General features: G+C 72.6%; 17 protein-coding genes. 6 read left to right on the top strand and 11 right to left on the bottom strand.

The features are described from left to right. Positions 1-45 precede the first annotated feature (45 nt). Together IF54_RS0103905 and IF54_RS0103900 are read right to left on the bottom strand one after the other, a co-directional pair. Entirely contained in the window at positions 46-780 is a 735-nt protein-coding gene (locus IF54_RS0103905; protein WP_030314496.1) for a hypothetical protein, read from the bottom strand. Between the two features lies 1 nt (position 781). Then, positions 782-1,315: a sigma-70 family RNA polymerase sigma factor gene (locus IF54_RS0103900; RefSeq protein ID WP_030314494.1), complete on the bottom strand. Its 534-nt coding sequence runs from the start codon at positions 1,313-1,315 to the stop codon at positions 782-784. A gap of 326 nt (positions 1,316-1,641) precedes the next feature. Here IF54_RS0103900 and IF54_RS0103895 point away from each other — a divergent pair, with 326 nt between their 5' ends. Then, entirely contained in the window at positions 1,642-2,658 is a 1,017-nt protein-coding gene (locus tag IF54_RS0103895; RefSeq protein WP_030314492.1) for an aspartate-semialdehyde dehydrogenase, read from the top strand. Positions 2,659-2,661: 3 nt separating this feature from the next. Here the strand turns inward: IF54_RS0103895 and IF54_RS0103890 are convergent, their stop codons facing one another. Continuing rightward, positions 2,662-3,135: a DUF1203 domain-containing protein gene (locus IF54_RS0103890; RefSeq protein ID WP_030314491.1), complete on the bottom strand. Its 474-nt coding sequence runs from the start codon at positions 3,133-3,135 to the stop codon at positions 2,662-2,664. A gap of 158 nt (positions 3,136-3,293) precedes the next feature. On the opposite strand from IF54_RS0103890, the gene pepN reads away from it, so the two are divergent. Next, positions 3,294-5,870, top strand: a complete 2,577-nt coding sequence (gene pepN / locus IF54_RS0103885) for an aminopeptidase N (protein WP_030314488.1) — start codon at positions 3,294-3,296, stop codon at positions 5,868-5,870. Between the two features lie 153 nt (positions 5,871-6,023). Here the strand turns inward: pepN and IF54_RS0103880 are convergent, their stop codons facing one another. The 4 genes from IF54_RS0103880 to IF54_RS0103865 all read right to left on the bottom strand — a co-directional run bounded on the left by IF54_RS0103880 (position 6,024) and on the right by IF54_RS0103865 (position 10,661). Then, positions 6,024-7,286 carry a M14 family zinc carboxypeptidase gene (locus tag IF54_RS0103880; protein ID WP_030314487.1) on the bottom strand — a complete coding sequence of 421 codons (1,263 nt, stop codon included), beginning with the start codon at positions 7,284-7,286 and terminating at the stop codon, positions 6,024-6,026. A gap of 111 nt (positions 7,287-7,397) precedes the next feature. Beyond that, positions 7,398-8,156 (bottom strand): SDR family NAD(P)-dependent oxidoreductase, encoded by a 759-nt coding sequence (locus tag IF54_RS0103875; protein WP_030314485.1) that lies wholly within the window; start codon positions 8,154-8,156, stop codon positions 7,398-7,400. A gap of 85 nt (positions 8,157-8,241) precedes the next feature. Beyond that, entirely contained in the window at positions 8,242-9,678 is a 1,437-nt protein-coding gene (locus tag IF54_RS0103870; RefSeq protein ID WP_030314483.1) for an RNA polymerase subunit sigma-70, read from the bottom strand. A gap of 41 nt (positions 9,679-9,719) precedes the next feature. After that, on the bottom strand, positions 9,720-10,661 hold the full coding sequence (locus IF54_RS0103865) for an EamA family transporter (RefSeq protein ID WP_030314481.1): 942 nt from the start codon (positions 10,659-10,661) through the stop codon (positions 9,720-9,722). A gap of 183 nt (positions 10,662-10,844) precedes the next feature. Here IF54_RS0103865 and IF54_RS0103860 point away from each other — a divergent pair, with 183 nt between their 5' ends. Further along, positions 10,845-11,354: a MarR family winged helix-turn-helix transcriptional regulator gene (locus IF54_RS0103860; protein WP_030314479.1), complete on the top strand. Its 510-nt coding sequence runs from the start codon at positions 10,845-10,847 to the stop codon at positions 11,352-11,354. Between the two features lie 209 nt (positions 11,355-11,563). Here IF54_RS0103860 and IF54_RS0103855 read toward each other — a convergent pair whose 3' ends face one another. After that, the gene (locus tag IF54_RS0103855; protein WP_051735313.1) at positions 11,564-13,030 is read right to left on the bottom strand and encodes an FAD-dependent monooxygenase; all 1,467 of its coding nucleotides are present in this window, start codon (positions 13,028-13,030) and stop codon (positions 11,564-11,566) included. Between the two features lie 136 nt (positions 13,031-13,166). Between IF54_RS0103855 and IF54_RS0103850 the strand changes: the two genes are divergently transcribed. Next, positions 13,167-13,733 carry a TetR family transcriptional regulator gene (locus tag IF54_RS0103850; RefSeq protein ID WP_030314475.1) on the top strand — a complete coding sequence of 189 codons (567 nt, stop codon included), beginning with the start codon at positions 13,167-13,169 and terminating at the stop codon, positions 13,731-13,733. 163 nt (positions 13,734-13,896) lie between these two features. Here IF54_RS0103850 and IF54_RS0103845 read toward each other — a convergent pair whose 3' ends face one another. The 3 genes from IF54_RS0103845 to IF54_RS0103835 form a co-directional block, all read right to left on the bottom strand. Beyond that, positions 13,897-14,172: a hypothetical protein gene (locus tag IF54_RS0103845; RefSeq protein ID WP_030314473.1), complete on the bottom strand. Its 276-nt coding sequence runs from the start codon at positions 14,170-14,172 to the stop codon at positions 13,897-13,899. 259 nt (positions 14,173-14,431) lie between these two features. Beyond that, a complete protein-coding gene (malQ, locus tag IF54_RS0103840) occupies positions 14,432-16,486 on the bottom strand; it encodes a 4-alpha-glucanotransferase (protein WP_030314471.1) in 2,055 nt (684 codons plus the stop codon). Then, positions 16,487-16,735: a hypothetical protein gene (locus tag IF54_RS0103835; RefSeq protein WP_030314470.1), complete on the bottom strand. Its 249-nt coding sequence runs from the start codon at positions 16,733-16,735 to the stop codon at positions 16,487-16,489. A gap of 211 nt (positions 16,736-16,946) precedes the next feature. Here IF54_RS0103835 and IF54_RS0103830 point away from each other — a divergent pair, with 211 nt between their 5' ends. Both IF54_RS0103830 and IF54_RS0103825 read left to right on the top strand, forming a co-directional pair. After that, positions 16,947-17,480, top strand: a complete 534-nt coding sequence (locus IF54_RS0103830) for a PadR family transcriptional regulator (RefSeq protein ID WP_030314467.1) — start codon at positions 16,947-16,949, stop codon at positions 17,478-17,480. Further along, a complete protein-coding gene (locus tag IF54_RS0103825; protein WP_030314465.1) occupies positions 17,477-18,187 on the top strand; it encodes an ABC transporter ATP-binding protein in 711 nt (236 codons plus the stop codon). Before IF54_RS0103830 ends, IF54_RS0103825 begins: the two co-directional genes overlap by 4 nt. Positions 18,188-18,269: the final 82 nt, after the last annotated feature.

The following is an 18,269-nucleotide window of genomic DNA, read 5'->3' as shown; positions in this document are numbered from 1 at the left end:
AGGGGCGGGCGTCCGTGAGGGCGCCCGCCCTTCTCGTGCCGTGGTTCAGCAGGGCAGCGTGCGCGACTCGGGCAGGGAGGCGGTGATCCAGGCCCTCTCCCGGGCGATCCGCCGGCTGCCGACGACCCAGTGGTCGGGGGCCGGGGAGCCCTGGCTCACGCCGAACAGGACCGCGGTGCCCCGGGTGAGGGGTTCGGGCAGGTCGTACGCGTCGACCACATAGGTGAGGTCCTTCGCGCCGAGCGTCGGCACGTAGTAGTGGCTCACCCGCACGGTGACCCGGACCTGTCCGGAGGCGGGCAGGTCCTCGACGGCGGTGACCTGGCCCTCGGCGACCGTGGTGGCACAGGCCAGGTAGTCCGGGCCGCCGAAACGGACCTTCGCCTCCGCCTGGGCGCCCGAGTCGGAGGCGGCGTCGGCGTCGGCGCCATGATCGGTCGCGCCGCTGTGCCCGAGGAGCCAGCCGAGCCCCGTGACAGCACTCGCCGCGGCGGCCACCGCGAGGGTGCCGAAGGCCAGGGTCCGGGCGCGGCGGCGGGCCGGGGACGGCGGCCGCAGTCGCGCGGGGACGGGTTTCGGGGCGGACCGCGCCTCGGAAGGCGTCTCGGCGAGCGTTTCGCCGAGGAACCCCAGCTGTTCCCTCAGCACCGCGATGTCGGCCTCGGCGGCCCGGTACTCGGCGAGAAAGGCGGAGTCCGAGCGGGCCTCGTCGCCGGGTTCCTCGCCGGTGATCGCGGCCATGAGCGCGTCGCTGTCGTACGTCTCGTTCTCGGCGCTCATGTCACACCACCTCGTCCTCGTGCAGGCGGGCGCGCAGGGCCCGGACCGCCGTGTGCAGACGGCTCTTGACCGTGCCCTCGGGAACGCCCAGCTCGTGGGCGATGGAGCGCACCGGCAGGTCGGCGAAGAACCGCAGCACCAGGACCTGGCGCTGCTGGTCGGGCAGCTCGTCCAGGCCCTGGGCCACGGCGAGGGAGAGCACGCTGGTGTCCTCCCCGGAAGGGTGTTCGTGCTGCCGGAGCGAGGCCAGGCGCTCGCCAAGCCGCTCCTGGCGCTTCTTGGCCCGGTGCCAGTCCATGGCGAGGTTGGAGGCCACCACGGCGGCCCACGCGGACACGTCCCGGGGCGCCTCGTACCCCTTGGCCGCCCGTTCCAGCAACCGCAGGCGGACCTGCTGCACCCCGTCCGGCAGGTCCGCCTGCGGCACCCCGCCCAGGGCGAGCACCGCTCGCACCCGGCGTTCCTGCGCCGCGTCCAGGGGATCCCCTTGCTGTTCCCCCTGGCCACGGCGGGTGATTCTGCGCAGCACAGACACCCTCCCCTCACCGCGTTTCCCCTACGACGCCGGTGGGGCGGGAAACGTTCGGCCGATCGCGGGATAATTTTTCGGAGGCGTAGGTCACGTCCTTTCGAGGCGTACGTCACACCCGGTGCCGCGCACCGCACGGCTTGCGGCGCGGGACCGCAGGAGAGCGAATTTCTCCAGCTCAGGCGGGGTGCGACGCGAGTTCCGCAACGGATGGCGGACCTCGGGCGTCCCAGTCCTCGGGCATGGAGCACAAAGAATTGGACAGGCTGACCCGGGTCGGCCGCATGATGGAAAAGCCGCAGACACATCCAGGACACGCAGAGGGAGTCACCGTGAGGGTCGGAATCGTCGGAGCCACCGGGCAGGTCGGCACGGTCATGCGCGGGATCCTCAAGGAGCGGAACTTCCCGGTCACGGAGCTGCGCCTGTTCGCCTCCGCGCGCTCGGCGGGCTCGGTCCTGGACGGCGTGACGGTGGAGGACGCGGCGACCGCCGACTACACCGGCCTGGACATCGTGCTGTTCTCCGCGGGCGGCGCGACCTCGAAGGCGCTGGCCGAGAAGGTCGCCTCGCAGGGCGCGGTCGTGATCGACAACTCCTCCGCCTGGCGCAAGGACCCCGAGGTCCCGCTGGTCGTCTCCGAGGTGAACCCGCACGCCATCGCGGACCGCCCCAAGGGCATCATCGCCAACCCGAACTGCACCACCATGGCCGCGATGCCGGTCCTGAAGGTGCTGGACACCGAGGCGGGCCTCGAGACGCTGATCGCCACCACCTACCAGGCGGTGTCCGGTTCCGGCCTCGCGGGCGTCGCCGAGCTGCACGGGCAGGTGCAGAAGGTCGCCGCCGACGCGGACAAGCTCACCCACGACGGCTCGGCGGTCGACTTCCCCGAGCCGCAGGTCTACAAGCGGCCCATCGCCTTCAACGTCCTGCCCTTCGCCGGCAACCTCGTCGAGGACGGCCTGAACGAGACCGACGAGGAGCAGAAGCTCCGCAACGAGTCCCGCAAGATCCTGGAGCTGCCCGAGCTGAAGGTCTCCGGCACCTGTGTGCGCGTGCCGGTCTTCTCCGGCCACTCCCTCCAGGTCAACGCCCGCTTCGCCCGCCCGATCTCCCCGGAGCGCGCCACGGAGATCCTGGCGGGCGCCCCCGGCGTGACCCTCTCGGACATCCCGACCCCGCTCCAGGCCGCCGGCCAGGACGCCTCCTTCGTCGGCCGCATCCGCCGCGACGAGACGGTCGACAACGGCCTGGCCCTGTTCATCTCCAACGACAACCTCCGCAAGGGCGCCGCCCTGAACGCGATCCAGATCGCGGAACTGGTGGCGGCGGAGCTGAAGGGCTGACCCTCAGGGTCGCCTGACCTCGTAGAGGAAACAGCCGTACTCGACGGCCCGGACGTGGACGAGTGCCACGGACGGGTCGTCGAATGCTGTGCGGAAGGCGTCGTCGTCGGGGGCCTCGACCAGCTCACCGCCGAGGATGTGTCCGTCGGCGGAGTAGCGGCGGACGGTCCGGTGATCGTTGGCGAAGGGATACCCCTCGCGCCCTTCCGGCCCCCCGCACTCGTCGGCGTGGATGAACACGGGTCCCTGTTCGTCGTAGGCCCCGGGCTCGGCGCCGGTCCCGGCCGCCCAGCGGCGCAGGGGCGCGTAGGAGACGAGGGCGATCCGCTCGCCCGGGACGCTGCGGCGCAGACAGCAGCGCAGCGGAGCGCCGCCCTCCGCGTCGGTGAACGGTGACAGGGGGCGCCCGGCGTCGTCCTCGGTGCGCAGTTCCTTCAGTGCGGCGGGAGCGACGGGGCGTGCACGGTAGGTCGTCATGGGACCAGGCTGACGCGGCCTGGCGCGGATGACCGGCGGAAACCGGACGGCGCATCCCCGGAACCGCAGGGTAATCCCCCGATCCGTCGGAGGCAGTTCGTGGAAGGATGACCGGACCGCCCAACCTACTCATAACGAGGAAACAAGGAGATGACCGCGTGCCTGGCACAAACCTGACTCGCGAAGAGGCTCAGCAGCGGGCCAAGCTGCTCAGCGTCGAGTCCTACGAGATCGACCTCGACCTCTCCGGCGCGCAGGAGGGCGGTACCTACCGGTCCGTGACCACGGTGCGCTTCGACGTTGCCGAGAACGGCGCCGAGTCCTTCATCGACCTCGTCGCCCCCACGGTCCACGAGGTCACCCTGAACGGGGACGCGCTCGACCCCGCCGAGGTCTTCCAGGACTCCCGGATCGCCCTCCCCGGCCTCCTGGAGGGCCGCAACATCCTGCGGGTCGTCGCGGACGCCGCGTACACCAACACCGGTGAGGGCCTGCACCGCTTCGTCGACCCGGTCGACGAGCAGGCGTACCTCTACACCCAGTTCGAGGTGCCGGACGCCCGCCGCGTCTTCGCCTCCTTCGAGCAGCCCGACCTGAAGGCCACCTTCCAGTTCACCGTGAAGGCGCCGACCGGCTGGACGGTCATCTCCAACTCCCCGACGCCGGAGCCGAAGGACGACATCTGGGTCTTCGAGCCGACCCCGCGGATCTCGTCGTACATCACGGCCCTGATCGTCGGCCCGTACCACTCCGTGCACAGCGTGTACGAGAAGGACGGCCAGTCCGTGCCGCTCGGCATCTACTGCCGGCCCTCGCTCGCCGAGCACCTCGACTCGGACGCCATCTTCGAGGTGACCCGGCAGGGCTTCGAGTGGTTCCAGGAGAAGTTCGACTACGCGTACCCGTTCAAGAAGTACGACCAGCTGTTCGTGCCGGAGTTCAACGCGGGCGCCATGGAGAACGCGGGCGCGGTGACCATCCGCGACCAGTACGTCTTCCGGTCCAAGGTGACCGACGCCGCGTACGAGGTGCGCGCCGAGACCATCCTGCACGAGCTGGCCCACATGTGGTTCGGCGACCTCGTGACCATGGAGTGGTGGAACGACCTGTGGCTGAACGAGTCGTTCGCCACCTACACCTCCATCGCCTGCCAGGCGTACGCCCCGGACAGCCGGTGGCCGCACTCCTGGACCACGTTCGCCAACTCCATGAAGACGTGGGCGTACCGCCAGGACCAGCTGCCGTCCACGCACCCGATCATGGCGGAGATCCGCGACCTGGACGACGTGCTCGTCAACTTCGACGGCATCACGTACGCCAAGGGCGCCTCCGTCCTCAAGCAGCTCGTCGCCTACGTCGGCATGGACGAGTTCTTCGGGGGTGTGCAGGCGTACTTCAAGCGCCACGCGTACGGCAACACCCGGCTGTCCGACCTGCTGGGCGCGCTGGAGGAGACCTCCGGCCGTGACCTCGGCACCTGGTCGCAGAAGTGGCTCCAGACCGCCGGCATCAACGTCCTGCGCCCCGAGATCGAGACGGACGGCAACGGTGTCATCACCTCGTTCGCGATCCGCCAGGAGGCCCCGGCGCTGCCCGTCGGCGCCAAGGGCGAGCCGACGCTGCGCCCGCACCGCATCGCGGTCGGCCTGTACGAACTCGACGACGAGAGCGGCAAGCTGGTCCGTGACGAACGCGTCGAGCTGGACGTCGACGGTGAGCTGACGGCCGTACCGCAGCTGGTCGGCAAGCGCCGTCCGGCGGTCGTGCTCCTCAACGACGACGACCTGTCGTACGCCAAGGTCCGCCTCGACGAGCAGTCGCTGGCCTTCGTCACCGAGCACCTGGGCGACTTCGAGTCCTCGCTGCCGCGCGCGCTGTGCTGGGCGTCGGCGTGGGACATGACGAGGGACGCGGAGCTCGCGACCCGCGACTACCTCTCCCTCGTCCTCTCCGGCATCGGCAAGGAGTCCGACATCGGTGTCGTGCAGTCGCTGCACCGGCAGGTGAAGCTGGCGATCGAGCTGTACGCCGCCCCCACCGCCCGCGAGGCCCTGCTGACCCGCTGGACCGACGCCACGCTGGCCCACCTGCGGTCCGCGGCGGCCGGCAGCGACCACCAGCTGGCCTGGGCGCGGGCGTTCGCGGCGACGGCCCGTACGCCGGAGCAGCTGGACCTCCTGGAGGGGCTGCTCGACGGGTCGCAGACCGTCGAGGGCCTGGCCGTCGACACCGAGCTGCGCTGGGCGTTCGTGCAGCGGCTGGCCTCCGTGGGCCGCTACGACGAGTCGGAGATCGCCGCCGAGTACGAGCGGGACCGGACGGCGGCGGGTGAGCGGCACGCGGCGACCGCCCGTGCCTCGCGGCCCACCGAGGAGGCGAAGGCGGAGGCCTGGACGCAGGTCGTCGAGTCCGACAAGCTGCCGAACGCCGTCCAGGAGGCCGTCATCGGCGGGTTCGTGCAGACCGACCAGCGGGAGCTGCTCGCGCCGTACACGGACCGGTACTTCGAGGTGCTCAAGGACATCTGGGAGTCCCGCTCGCACGAGATCGCCCAGCAGATCGCGGTCGGCCTCTACCCCTCGCTCCAGGTCTCCCAGGAGACCCTGGACAAGACGGACGCCTGGCTGGCCTCCGCGGAGCCGAACGCGGCCCTGCGCCGGCTCGTCTCCGAGTCCCGCGCGGGCGTGGAGCGGGCGCTGAAGGCCCAGGCGGCGGACGCGCAGGCGGAGCAGTAGGAGGACCGGGACGCGGGAGGCGGGCGACTTCGGTCGTCCGCCTCCCGCGTCCCCCCGGTCGAGCCGCGTTCAGCGTGGTTGGCACACCAACCGGGCCGTGTCGAGCCGCGTTCAGCGTGGTTGACACACCAACCGGGCCGTGTCGAGCCGCGTTCAGCGTGGTTCGCACACCAGCCGGGCCGTGTCGAGCATGGTCCGCACGTGCAGCGCGGTCTGCGTGGCCACCGGCACCCATCGCAGGTGGTACGTCTTCTCCAGTTCCTGGCTCCACTCGCGCACCAGGTCGTCGAGGATCTCCACGGTCCGCGGGTCGGTGCGGGCCAGGGCGCGGCTCGCCATCGCCGCCACCCGGAGCGGGATGCGACGCGCGGAGATGCCCCGCGTCGCGAAGTACCCGCGGAACAGGCCGGGTTCCTCCGCGGCCCAGCTGTCCACGATCAGGGGAGCCACCGCGAGCAGTTCCCGCGCCGCGTTCCGCAGCGGCGCCAGGTCGTCCGGTACGGCGTCGTCGAGCCGTGTGCCGAGGACGGCCGCCAGCTCCCGGCTCCGGCCGAGCAGCACCTCGCCCAGCCGCGCGGCCTCCCGGTCGGGGTCGGTCACCGGCCGCGCGTCGCTCACCGAGGGGACCGCCCAGGCCGGGGTCTCGATCAGCGTGGTCAGCGTGCCGTGGCGGCGCGGACGGAACCAGGTGCTCTCGGCGACGAACCCGCTCGGGTCGCGCTCGCCCGCGCCGTGGCCGTCGGGGAGCACCAGGACGCCGGGCGGGTCAAGCCGCCAGTCGGGACCGTCGACGGGGTGCCGGTCCACGGGGACGCACAGCCGCGCCGCCGTCCGACGGAAGGTGTCCGCCACGCCCGGCACCGTGCGCGTCATCATCACGAACGCCCCGCCGAACTCGATGCCGTGCAGGGTGAACTGGGCGACCGGTCGCAGCTCGTCGAGGATCCGCACCAGCGTGGCCGACTCGGGCAGCGGCACCCCGGGAGGCATCGGCAGGGACTCCGGCTGGAGGGCGAACGCCGGCCGGTAGAAACCCCGGTGGCACTCCGTCAGCGAGGGGTCCGGCTCCTCCGGCTGCCAGCCCTGCGCGAGACGGGCGCCGTCGGGGTCGAGGCAGAGCAGGAAGTGCCAGGCGCAGCCGAGCCGTCGCAGCAGTTCGGGACGGCCGGCGAACAGGGCTGCCAGGCGCAGTGCGGAGGCGCCGCCCACCGGTTCGTTGGCGTGCGCCCCGGCGACGGCGAGGATGTGCCGGTCGGGAGCGGCGCCGCCGGTGTGCCCGGCGGACAGCAGCCACAGCGGGCGGCCGGCCCGGCTCCGTCCGACCTCGCGGAGGCGGAGCAGGCCGGGAGCGGCGCGGACCAACGCGCGTGCCCTTCGCTCCAGTTCGTCGACTGCCGGATAGAGCGAAGTCCGCACGCCGGTCCTCCGAACGCTGGTGGTCCGATCAAGCACCCTGGAATTACTGTCCCCAGAGGGCTCTTTCTTGTCCAGCGGGCCTTGTTCAGCGGGCGAATCATGATCTCGGAGTCAGCGGGAGACCATTCCGCCCGTCGCGTTGACGAACGTGCCGGTGATGCCGCCCGCGTGGTCGGAGGCGAGGAACACGGCGGTGGCGGCCACCTCGGCGAGGGTGGGGTTGCGGCGGGTCATACGCATCCCGGCCAGGTTGTCGACGATGCCCTGGACGGCGGCCGCGTCGATGGCCGGGTTGACCGCGGCGAGCTTCTCGACGGTGAACGTCTCCGGCACCCCGGCCACCCACAGTCCGACGGCCCGCACCCCGCGCGGCCCCAGCTCGATCGCCAGGTTGCGCACGAGCGTGTCGATCGCCCCGTCCGCCGAACCGGTGCCGCCCATCATCGGACTGCCGTGCGCGGAACCGCTGTTGAGGGCGAGGATCACACCGGAACCGCGGGCGGCCATCCGGCGGCCGGCGGCCCGGGCGGTGAGGAAGTTGGCGCGCAGACCGTCGGTGACGGGCCGCATGAAGTCGTCGACGGGCATGTCGGTCAGCGGCGCGCCCTGCACGTCCCCGCGGGTGACGAGGTTGATGGAGATGTCGATGGCCCCGACCGAGTCGGCGTGCGCCTCGACCGCCGCCTCGTCCAGCGCGTCCACGACGGCGACCTCGGCGTCCTTGATGTCGGCGGCCACCGCCTCCAGGGTCTGCCGGGTCTTGCCGACGAGGTGGACCCGCGCGCCCTGCTCGGCGAAGGCGCGGGCGACGGCCCCGCCGATGGATCCGCCGGCGCCGTAGACGATCGCGGTCTTGTCGGTGAGCAGCATGGTGAGCTCCTTGGGAGTGGTTCGTACGTGACATCCATACCGACGTACGGGTCCCTGGATACTCATCGCTCGCGGGGTCGGAGGGTCAGAGCTTCAGCGGCAGTCCGAAGGCGGGGAACAGGTGCGGCTCGAAGGAGGTGATCTCCGCGATGCGCTCACCGCCCTCCTCGAACCGCAGGACGTCGAGGACCTGGGCGCGAAAGACGGTGGTCCCGGGCCTGCGGACGTAATTGCCCACCGCGAGCTGGCCGTTGGCGCGGGCGGGCAGGCTGCGCCAGTGGCCGAGGAAGGCGGGTGAGGCGGGGTCGAGGCTGACCCTCACGAAGTCGACGAGCGCGTCGCGGCCGGTGAACCAGAAGGGGTTGGGCGGCATGGTGAGGACGACGTCCTCGGTGAGCAGCGCGGTCATCGCGTCGAGGTCGAGCCGTTCCACGGCGGCCATGTACTGCTCCAGCACGGCCTGTTGCCGCCGCGTGGGCTCGGTGGCCCGCCAGTCCGCACGGTCCCCGGGCAGGTGCTCGCGCAGGGCCGGCCGGGCTCGCTGGAGTGCGCTGTTGACCGAGGCCACGCTCGTCTCCAGGGCCTCGGCGGTCTCGGCGGCGGTCAGTCCGAGGGCGTCCCGCAGGACGAGTGCGGCCCGCTGCCGGGCGGGGAGGTGCTGGATCGCCGCCAGCAGGACGAGCTCCAGGGTCTCCCGTGACTCGCCGGTCGACTCCGGCAACTCGCGCTCCGGCACGGGCAGTTCGTCGTCGGGGTAGGGCTGGAGCCAGGTGATGCGGGCGGGCGGTTCGCCGTCCCCGTGGTGCATGCCCGGCACCGGTTCATAGCGTTGCGGGCGGCGCGCGGTCCGCCGTAGGAGATCCAGGCAGGCGTTGGTGGCGATCCGGTACAGCCAGGTCCGCGCGCTCGCCCGGCCCTGGAAACCGTCCCGTGCCCGCCAGGCCCGCAGGAACGTCTCCTGGACCAGGTCCTCTGCCTCGTCGTAGGACCCGGTCATGCGGTAGCAGTGCACCTGGATCTCCCGGCGGTACTGCTCGGTGAGGGCGGCGAAGTCGGTCTCGTCGAGTTCCGTCACGGAGGCGGGCGTGACGGAACCGCCGGGCTCCGCGGCGGTGTCCCGAGCGGTGCCGAGTTCCGTCACGGAGGCCGGTGCGACGGAACCGCCGGGCTCCGCGGCGGTGTCCCGAGCGGTGCCGAGTTCCGTCACGGGGGCCGGCGTGACGGAACCGCTGGGCTCCGCGGCGGTGTCCCGGGCCGTGCGGGCGACGCGCTTGAGCTGGGCGATCGCGGTGGCCAGCTCGGTGACACGGGTGTAGAGGGCCGCCGGGGGCTGTGGGGTCAGTTGCCCGGCCCGGCGCCCGATCTCGTCGATGAGGCCCTGCACGGTGAGGGCCCCCGGCTGGTGCCGTTCCCGGTAGGCCTTCTGGCGGCAGGCGGCGGAGCAGTAGACAGAGCCGCGTCCGGTGCGGCCGACACGCGCGGCGAGCGGCTCACCGCACACCGGGCAGACCTCTGCGGCCACATGTGCCTCCGGGAGTTGCGTAACGCGGAACCGGTGTGACGTTACAGCGCCCTCGACACGTCCCGCAGCGCTTCCGGCGCAGCCCCGGCGACATCGGGCCTCCCGGCGGAACGGAGCGGCCGGGGGGCAGGCGGCCGTACCCCCAGCTGTCCCGCCACCGTCGCCCCGAACGCCAGCGCCATGCCCGCGAGCTGTACCGGGGTCAGGGACTGGCCGAGCGCCGCCCAGCCGAGGACCGCGGCGGTCAGCGGGGAGAGCGGGCCTAGGAAGGTGACCTGGGTGGCGGTGAGGCGGCCGATGCCGCGGAACCAGAGCCAGTAGGCGACGGCGGTGTTCGCCAGCGCGAGGTAGAGGTAGCCGCCGACCGCACGGCCGTCCAGCGCGGGCGGGGCCCCCTCGACCAGGAAGGCGAGCGGCGCGATGAGCAGACCGCCCGCGGTGAGCTGCCAGGCGGTGAGGGCGAGCGGGCCCACGCCGTCGGGGCGGCCCCAGCGCTTGGTCAGCACGGTGCCGGCGGACATCGAGGCGGAGGAGGCGAAGGCCGCGGCGACACCGACCGCGTCGAGGGCCCCGGCCGCCTTGAGCACGACCAGGCTCACGCCGAACGCGGCGACGAGACCGGTGAGCACGCTCCTCGCCGTGGGCCGCTGCCCCAGCAGCACCGCGGACAGCCCGACGACGATCAGCGGCCCGACCGATCCGACCACCGCGGCCATCCCGCCGGGGAGCCGGTAGGCCGCCAGGAACAGCAACGGGAAGAAGGCCCCGATGTTGAGCGCCCCGAGCACCGCCGCCTTGCCCCACCACACCCCGCGCGGCAGCACCCGGGCGAGGGCGAGCAGCACGAGACCGGCGGGCAGCGCGCGCATCATCCCGGTGAACAGCGGCCGGTCGGGCGGGAGGAACTCGGTGGTGACGGCGTAGGTGGTGCCCCAGGAGACGGGAGCGAGGGCGGTGAGGAGGACGGTGGCGACGCGGTTCATGAGCGGGTTCCTTCCGGGCGCGGCGGTTGGGGCGGGGCGGGTGGTCGGCTGGGCTGCTTCCTCGTGGCCCCCCTCGCGGTTAGCTTGACGGAAAGTAGCTTACTCCTAAGCTACTTTCTGGCAAGCCGCTTTCTTGCAGCCCACTTTCTTGCGGGCCAGCGAGGGCCCGCGGATACTCGACCCATGAGTGCACAGCGCAAGGACGCCGTCGACGCGATCATCGACCAGTGGGCGGCCGTGCGGCCCGACCTCGACACCAAGGCCATGGAGGTCTTCGGGCGGATCTACCGGCTCTCCCGCGCGATGGGCGACCGCGTGGAGAAGGTGTACGCGCCCTATGGCATCTCCCGCGGCGAGTTCGACGTCCTCGCGACCCTGCGCCGGGCGGGAGAGCCCTACACTCTCTCGCCCCGCCAGCTCTCCTCGACACTGATGCTCACCACCGGCGGCATGACGGGCCGCCTGGACAAGCTGGAACGCGCCGCCCTCCTGCGCCGCTCCCCCGACCCCCACGACCGCCGCGGCCTCCAGGTCACCCTGACCGAGAAGGGCCTGACGGTCATCGACGCGGCGGTCGAAGCGGGCCTCACCGCCCAGACCGAGGCCCTCGCCACCCTCACCCAAGCCCAGTCCACCCAACTGGCCGACCTGCTGCGGGAGTTGCTGGAGGGGACACAGAACTCGCCGGAGTGATCCCGGTTCCGGCGGGCGCGGGGCGGCGACGGAGTTCCGAACGTCAGCCCTTTCGAGCCGTACGTCCCGTCGAATCCGCAGCGCCGGACGCGCGGGGGATGAGCGTCTTCTGTTGCCCGTCCCGCTGATCGACCCGACGCATCCTCCACATGTGCGCCGCGGTTGGCGAGAGCGCCTCGACCTCCGATACCGCGCGACCTCGCCGCCCCTCACCCGAGATGCTCGGCCAGAGCCGCCTCGACACCCCTCACATCCGGCTCGTCCGCCGCCCACGCCACATACCCGTCAGGCCGCACCAGCACCGCCGTACGCCGGTCGCTCGCCCAGCGTTCCACCGTGAGGCGGTCCTTGCGAGGGCCCGGGTCGGGGGACGGGGTCGGGGTGATCAGGACGAAGTGGCCGGTGCGGAGGGACTCGTACAGGCGGCCGCCGGTGGCCAGGGGGACGTCGGGGGCGCGGGTGCCGGTGAGGGGGTGGGCGGTGCGCGGGGCGGCGTACGCGTAGCCGATCCCGGTGAGTTGGCCGAGCATCCTGCGGCGGGCCGGGGCGACGCGGCCGAGGACGGTGGTGAGGGCGGCACGCAGGGCCAGTTCCCAGGGGCGCTTGGCCATCGCCAGGCGGACGATGCCGCCGCTGCTGCGCAGCACCGCCTTGCCGACGGGGTGGCGTTCCGACTGGTAGGTGTCGAGGAGCCCGGGGGCCGCGTGGCCGTGGATCACCTGGGCCAGCTTCCAGCTCAGGTTCGCCGCGTCCTGGAGGCCGGTGTTCATGCCCTGGCCTCCGGCCGGCGTGTGGACATGGGCGGCGTCGCCCGCGAGGAAGACACGGCCGACGCGGTAGGCGGGGGCCTGCCGTTCGTCGCTGTGGAAGCGGGACATCCAGCGGGCGTCGTGCATCCCGAAGTCACGGCCCAGCGCTAGACGGGTGACCTCCTTGATCTCATCGAGGTCGAGGGGCTCGCTGTCGGGCACGTCGTGGGCACGGTTCCAGGCGATCACCCGGTGGTAGCCGTCGCCGAAGGGGGCGAGGAAGGCGAAGGCGTCGCCGGCGGTGTTGACGGTGAGCAGGGTTTCGGGCTGTTCCGCGAGCCGGACGTCCGCCAGCACCACCGACCGGATGACCGAGCGGCCGGGGAAGGGCAGGCCGACCGCGTCCCGTACGGCGCTGCGCATGCCGTCGGCGCCCACGACGTACGGGGCCCGCAGGGACTCCGCGGTTCCGTCGGAGGTCCTGACCTGGACCGTCACCCCGTTCTCGTCCTGGGTCAGGCCCGTCACCTCTGTCTCGTGACGGAAGGCGACGCCCGCCGCCACCGCCCGCCGTTCCAGGGCCTTCTCGACCTCGTACTGCGGGAGAACCAGGAGGTGACGGAAGCGGGAGGGGAGGCCGGCGAGGTCGATGGTCAGGTCGCCGAACAGCCGGAGCCTGTCGAGGCGCTGCCCGAGCGCCTCCAGGCCGTCGGCCAGACCGCGCGCGTCAAGCTGTTCCAGGGTGCGGGCGTGCAGGACGAACGCACGGGAGAGGTTGCTGATCCGGTGCGGGCGCTTCTCGACGAGGGTGACGGGCACTCCGGCGACGGCCAGGTCGCCGGCCAGGAGAAGGCCGGTGGGGCCGGAGCCGACGACGATCACGGAGGTGTCGATCGCCGGGGTGCCATGCATGCCGTTGCCGTTCATGAGGGCCTCCTGTAGCCAACACCTGTTTGCCAACACCTGTTTGCCAACGCCTGTTGACGAAGGTAGCGACATCCAAAGCTGGCGTCAACACTTGTTGGCCAACACACGTTGGCCTACGATCGTGGGCGTGAACCACGTGAACGACACCCCCCGCCGCCGCTCCGACGCCACCCGCGACGCGATCCTCACCGCCGCCCGCGAGCGTTTCGCCGCCGACGGCTACGAGCGGGCCACCATCCGCGCCATCGCCAAGGACGCGCAGATCGACCCGTCCATGGTCATGCGCTACTACGGCAACAAGGAGGGTCTCTTCGCCGCGGCCGTCTCGGTCGATCTCGGGCTGCCCGAGCCCGCGTCCCTGCCCCGGGACGACATCGGCCGGGCCCTCGTGACGCGCTTCCTCGACCTGTGGGAGGAGAACGAGGTGCTCACCGCGCTGCTCCGGGTCGGCGCGACCAACCAGGCGGGGACGGAGCGGATGCAGGGCATCTTCCGGGAGCAGGTGATGCCGGTGGCCGTGCGGGTGTGCCCGGACCCGGAACAGGCCCCGGCACGGGCCGCGCTCGCCGCCACGCAGCTGCTGGGGCTGGCACTGACCCGGTACGTACTACGCCTCCCGCCGACCGTGGCACTCGCCCGGGAGGAGATCCTCGCGTGGCTGGCCCCCACGATCCAGAGGTACCTCACGGCACCGAGCCCCTGACGGCGCCTGTCGGACCGGGGGCAAGGGTCCGGTCACCGGGCTGAGCCGGCAGCCCCCGGAGACACCACCGGACACACCACCGGACATGCCAAAGGCGCCGCCCCCACCCCCGCACGGCTGAATCCCGTGCAGAAGGCGAGGTCGGCGCCCAGGAAAAGCTCGGTCAGGCCTTGGTCGTGGCCTTGGGCTTGGTCTTCGGGGCGATCACCCGGTGCTCGTTCTTGGACTTGTCCAGGACCATCACCAGCCCGGCGATGACCCCGAACAGCACGAGCGGGGCCACGACGAAGAGGCCCAGCGTCTCGATGACGCTCAGACCCGTGCCCGGGTCGTCGCCGTCGTCGCGGGTCAGCGCCGAGGCGGGCACCGACATGAGCAGCATCATCAGCGTCGTACCGGCAGCCAGGGCGCCGGCGCGCAGGGCGTTCTTCTTGTCCACGGGGCCAAAAGTACCGAACGTCGGACGGGGTCGCGCGTCCGGGGTGCGTTAAAGCGTCCCGGGCTGTCCCCGCCCCGCGGCCTTGCGGCACCCGCCAGCAGCCCTGCGGCACGCGCCGCGCGGCCCGCGACCCCGCGGCACCCACCCCGCGGCCCATGCGACGACCTCGCCGTGCGTGGCACCCGCCCAGGGGCCCTGCGGCGCCCACCCCGGGCACGGCACCCACCCCGCAACCCCTCACGACACCCACCCAGCGCCCCTACGGCCCCCGCAGCACCTCCATCAACGCGTGCAGCCGGGCCGACGACGCCAGGTCCTCCAGCGTCACCACCCGCCCCTCCCCGTCCGCGATCGGCAGTCGCCAGTTCGGGTACTGGTCCCACGTCCCCGGCAGGTTCTGCGGCCGGCGGTCCCCGACCGTGTCCGGCAGCCACACGCCCACCATCCGCGCGGGGGTCCGCTGGAGGAACCGGTGCACGGCCTGGATCTGGGCCTCCTCGGAGGAGGGGTCGGCGCCGCCCGCCGTGTTGTGCAGCAGACCGAGGCGGGCCAGCAGCTCCAGCCACTCGCCCGTGTCGGCGGCGGCCTCCGCCCGCTCCTCGTCCAGTGGCCGCGTCAACAGGCCCAGGCCGTCCCGGAGTTCGACATGCTCCCCGGTGAGCCGGGAGGCGGTCGGCGGCAGGTCGTGAGTGGTCGCGGTGGCGAGGCAGTCCGCGCGCCAGCGCTCCGGGGGCAGCGGCCGTCCGTCCCCCTCCCAGTCCCGTTCGAACCACAGCACCGAGGTCCCCAGCACCCCCCGTTCGCGCAGGGCCTCGCGCACGCCGGGCTCCACGGTCCCCAGGTCCTCCCCGATCACCAGCGCCCCGGCCCGCGAGGCCTCCAGGACGAGCACGGCGAGCATCGCCTCCGCGTCGTAGCGGACATAGGTCCCCTCGGTCGGCGGATGCCCCTGCGGCACCCACCAGAGCCGGAACAGGCCCATGACGTGGTCGATACGCAGCGCGCCGGCGTACCGGAAGAGGGCGCGCAGAAGCTGCCGGTACGGCTCGTAACCCGACTCCGCGAGCCGGTCCGGGCGCCACGGCGGCAGGCCCCAGTCCTGGCCGCGCGCGTTGAAGGCGTCCGGAGGCGCCCCTACGGACATCCCGGCCGCGAAGTACGCCTGCTGGGCCCAGGCGTCCGCGCCCTCGGGGTGCACGCCCACCGCGAGGTCGTGCACGACGCCCACCGGCATCCCCGCCTCCCGCGCGGCCCGCTGTGCGGCGGTGAGCTGGCTCTCGGTGAGCCAGGCGAGACGGGAGTGGAAGTCGACGCGGTCCATCAACTCGCGGCGGGCCCGTGCCGTTTCGGCGGACCGCGGGTCCTGGAGGCCGGCCGGCCAGGCGCGCCGGTCCGAGCCGTGCACCTCCGCCAGCGCGTACCAGGTCGCGTGGTCCTCGAGCGCCTGGCCGCCCTCGGCGAGGTAGTCGGCGTAGGCGGCCAGGCGACCGGGTCCGAGCGGAACCTCGCGGACGAGCTCGAGCGCCTCCCGCTTGAGCTCCCACACGGCGTCCCGGTCGATCAGGGCGCCCTTCTCCAGCACGGTTTCCCGCAGCCGCTCGGCCCGCTCGCGCAGGGCCGCCAGCCGGTCGGTGTCGGCGACATGGGCGTACTCGGGGATGTCCTCGATCCGCAGGTGCACCGGGTCGGGGAAGCGGCGCGAGGAGGGCCGGTAGGGCGAGGGGTCGGTCGGGGGGCCGGGCACGGCCGCGTGCAGCGGGTTGACCTGGACGAAGCCGGCACCGAGGGCGCGGCCCGCCCAGGAGGTCAGTTCGGCGAGGTCGCCGAGGTCGCCCATGCCCCAGGAGCGGTGCGAGAGCAGGGAGTAGAGCTGGACGAGGAGGCCGTACGACCGCCCGGGCGGCGCGGGCAGCCGGGGCGGGGCCACGATCAGGTGGGCGTCGGCGGTACGGCCGTCGGGCGCTGTGGCGGTCAACCGGTGGACCCCGGGCGGGAGCTGATCGGCCGAGTCGCAGGTCTCGCCCTGTTCGGTCGCGATGCGCAGCCGGGTGCCCTCGGGCAGGCCGGTGACGAACGCGGGCGGGCTGCCGCTCCAGCACACCACCGTCGGCGGCAGCAGGCGGGCGCTCAGCTCGCGCTCGCGGGCCGCGAGGGCGGCGGCCGGGTCGGCCGTCTCTACGCCCAGCGCGGCCAGGACCAGGGTGACGGCGGTGGCGGAGGCGGCGACCGTACGGTCCGGGGCGGGCTGGTAGGAGGCGGCGACGCCGTAGGACTCGGCGAGCCGGGTCAGCTCCGGACCGGGGGGCGCCGCCATCTAGGGCTCCAGGTGGTCGTAGGACCCGCCGACCTGGCAGGGCTCCGGGTAGGTGTCGGACTCGCTGGTCAGGGGGGCGGAGTCGGCGAGCGGCGGTTCGCTGGTGAGGGGTTCGGCGTCGGGCAGCGGCGGTTCGCTGGTCAGGGGGGTCTCGGTGCAGGCACCCTCGGCGCTGAAGACACAGAAGTGGTCAGCGGGCGCCCCGGGTTTGGACGGGGCCGGGATCAGAAGGTGTGCCGATGCGGCCACGGGGGCCTCCTTGGTCGAGTACGACGACGGGGGTTACCGCAGCCCTACCCAGTGGACGCGAAGGCAGACGTGCCGGAGGGGAGAACGTGCTGTTCGTCATGTTCCGTGCCGCCGCGGCTCCCGTCCACCGATCGCACGGGAGTCCCTGTCCGGCGACGCGGCCTGGTGACACTATTCACTCAGTACATATACGTGATGCATACTGATCTCCATGAGCACCCGTCACCTCCTGCTGGGGCTGCTCGCCGGTGGGCCGAGCCATGGCTACGACCTCAAGCGACGCCACGACGACCGTTTCCCGCAGGCCCGTCCGCTCGCCTACGGGCAGGTCTACACGACCCTCCAGCGCCTGGTGCGGGACGGTCTCGCCGAGGTCGACGGCACCGACTCGGACGGCGGCCCGGAGCGCACCAAGTACCGCGCGACCGACGCGGGGGCGCGCGAACTGGCCGAGTGGGCCGGGCAGATCGCCCCGCCCGCGCCCTTCGTGACGAACGAGATCTTCGCCAAGGTCGTCGTCTCGATCCTGGCCGGAGGCGACCCCGACGCCTACCTGAGGGCCCAGCGTGCCGCCCACATGGCGCGGATGCGGGAACTCACGGCGGTCAAGACCGCCCCCGGAGCGGACCTCGCGACCGTGCTCTCGGCGGACTACGCCCTCAACCACCTGGACGCCGACCTCCGCTGGATGACCACCACGGCGGCCCGGCTCACCACTCTGACCGCCGAGGTCGACTCGGCATGAGCAGCAAGGGGGACACTTCGGTGCCACTTCTCGAAGGGCGCGACCTCGGCAAGGCGTACGGCAAGGCGTACGGCAGGACGGAGGCCCTGCGCGGTGCCTCGCTGCGGCTGGACGCGGGCGAGATCCTCGCCGTCACCGGTACCAGCGGCAGCGGGAAGTCGACGCTGCTGCACTGCCTGGCCGGGATCGTCCGCCCCGACACCGGCTCGGTGTCCTACCGCGGTGAGCGCCTCGACCAGCTGCCCGAGAAGCGGCTGAGCGAGCTGCGCCGCACCGAGTTCGGCGTGGTCTTCCAGTTCGGGCAGCTGATCCCGGAGCTGACCGCGCTGGACAACGTGGCGCTGCCGCTGCTGCTCGCCGGCACCTCGCGTGCACAGGCGCACACCCGGGCCGGCGAGTGGCTGGAGCGGTTCGGTGTGCGCGGGCAGTCCGAGCTGCGGCCCGGCGAGATGAGCGGCGGCCAGGCCCAGCGGACCGCGCTGGCCCGGGCCCTGGTCACCGGCCCGAGGGCCGTCTTCGCCGACGAGCCGACCGGCGCGCTGGACTCCCTGGCGAGCGAACAGGTCATGACCGCCCTGGTCCACACGGCCCGCGAGTCCGGCACCGCGATCCTGCTGGTCACCCACGACACACAGGTGGCGGCCTACGCCGACCGCGAGGTCCGGATGACCGACGGGATCGCGGCCGCCACGGAGGTGACGGCGTGAGCACCGACCCCGCCCGCACCGGGAACTCGCCGAGCACCGACCCAGCCCGCACCGGGAACTCGCCGAGCACCGACCCAGCCCG

Origin of the sequence: Streptomyces sp. NRRL B-3229, assembly GCF_000719505.1 — a bacterium.
In the GTDB taxonomy this organism is placed as follows: Bacteria; Actinomycetota; Actinomycetes; order Streptomycetales; family Streptomycetaceae; genus Streptomyces; species Streptomyces griseorubiginosus.
Note: the sequence above shows the minus strand (reverse complement) of the source record. Positions and strands in the feature narration are given on the sequence as shown.

Coding starts and splice junctions, on each gene's coding strand:
- IF54_RS0103905 (WP_030314496.1), bottom strand. CDS start 780: ATGAGCGCCGAGAACGAGACGTACGACAGCGACGCGCTCATGGCCGCG.
- IF54_RS0103890 (WP_030314491.1), bottom strand. CDS start 3,135: ATGACGACCTACCGTGCACGCCCCGTCGCTCCCGCCGCACTGAAGGAA.
- IF54_RS0103875 (WP_030314485.1), bottom strand. CDS start 8,156: ATGCTGCTCACCGACAAGACCGCGATCGTCTACGGCGCCGGCGGATCC.
- IF54_RS0103865 (WP_030314481.1), bottom strand. CDS start 10,661: ATGAACCGCGTCGCCACCGTCCTCCTCACCGCCCTCGCTCCCGTCTCC.
- IF54_RS0103860 (WP_030314479.1), top strand. CDS start 10,845: ATGAGTGCACAGCGCAAGGACGCCGTCGACGCGATCATCGACCAGTGG.
- IF54_RS0103855 (WP_051735313.1), bottom strand. CDS start 13,030: ATGAACGGCAACGGCATGCATGGCACCCCGGCGATCGACACCTCCGTG.
- malQ (WP_030314471.1), bottom strand. CDS start 16,486: ATGGCGGCGCCCCCCGGTCCGGAGCTGACCCGGCTCGCCGAGTCCTAC.
- IF54_RS0103830 (WP_030314467.1), top strand. CDS start 16,947: ATGAGCACCCGTCACCTCCTGCTGGGGCTGCTCGCCGGTGGGCCGAGC.
- IF54_RS0103825 (WP_030314465.1), top strand. CDS start 17,477: ATGAGCAGCAAGGGGGACACTTCGGTGCCACTTCTCGAAGGGCGCGAC.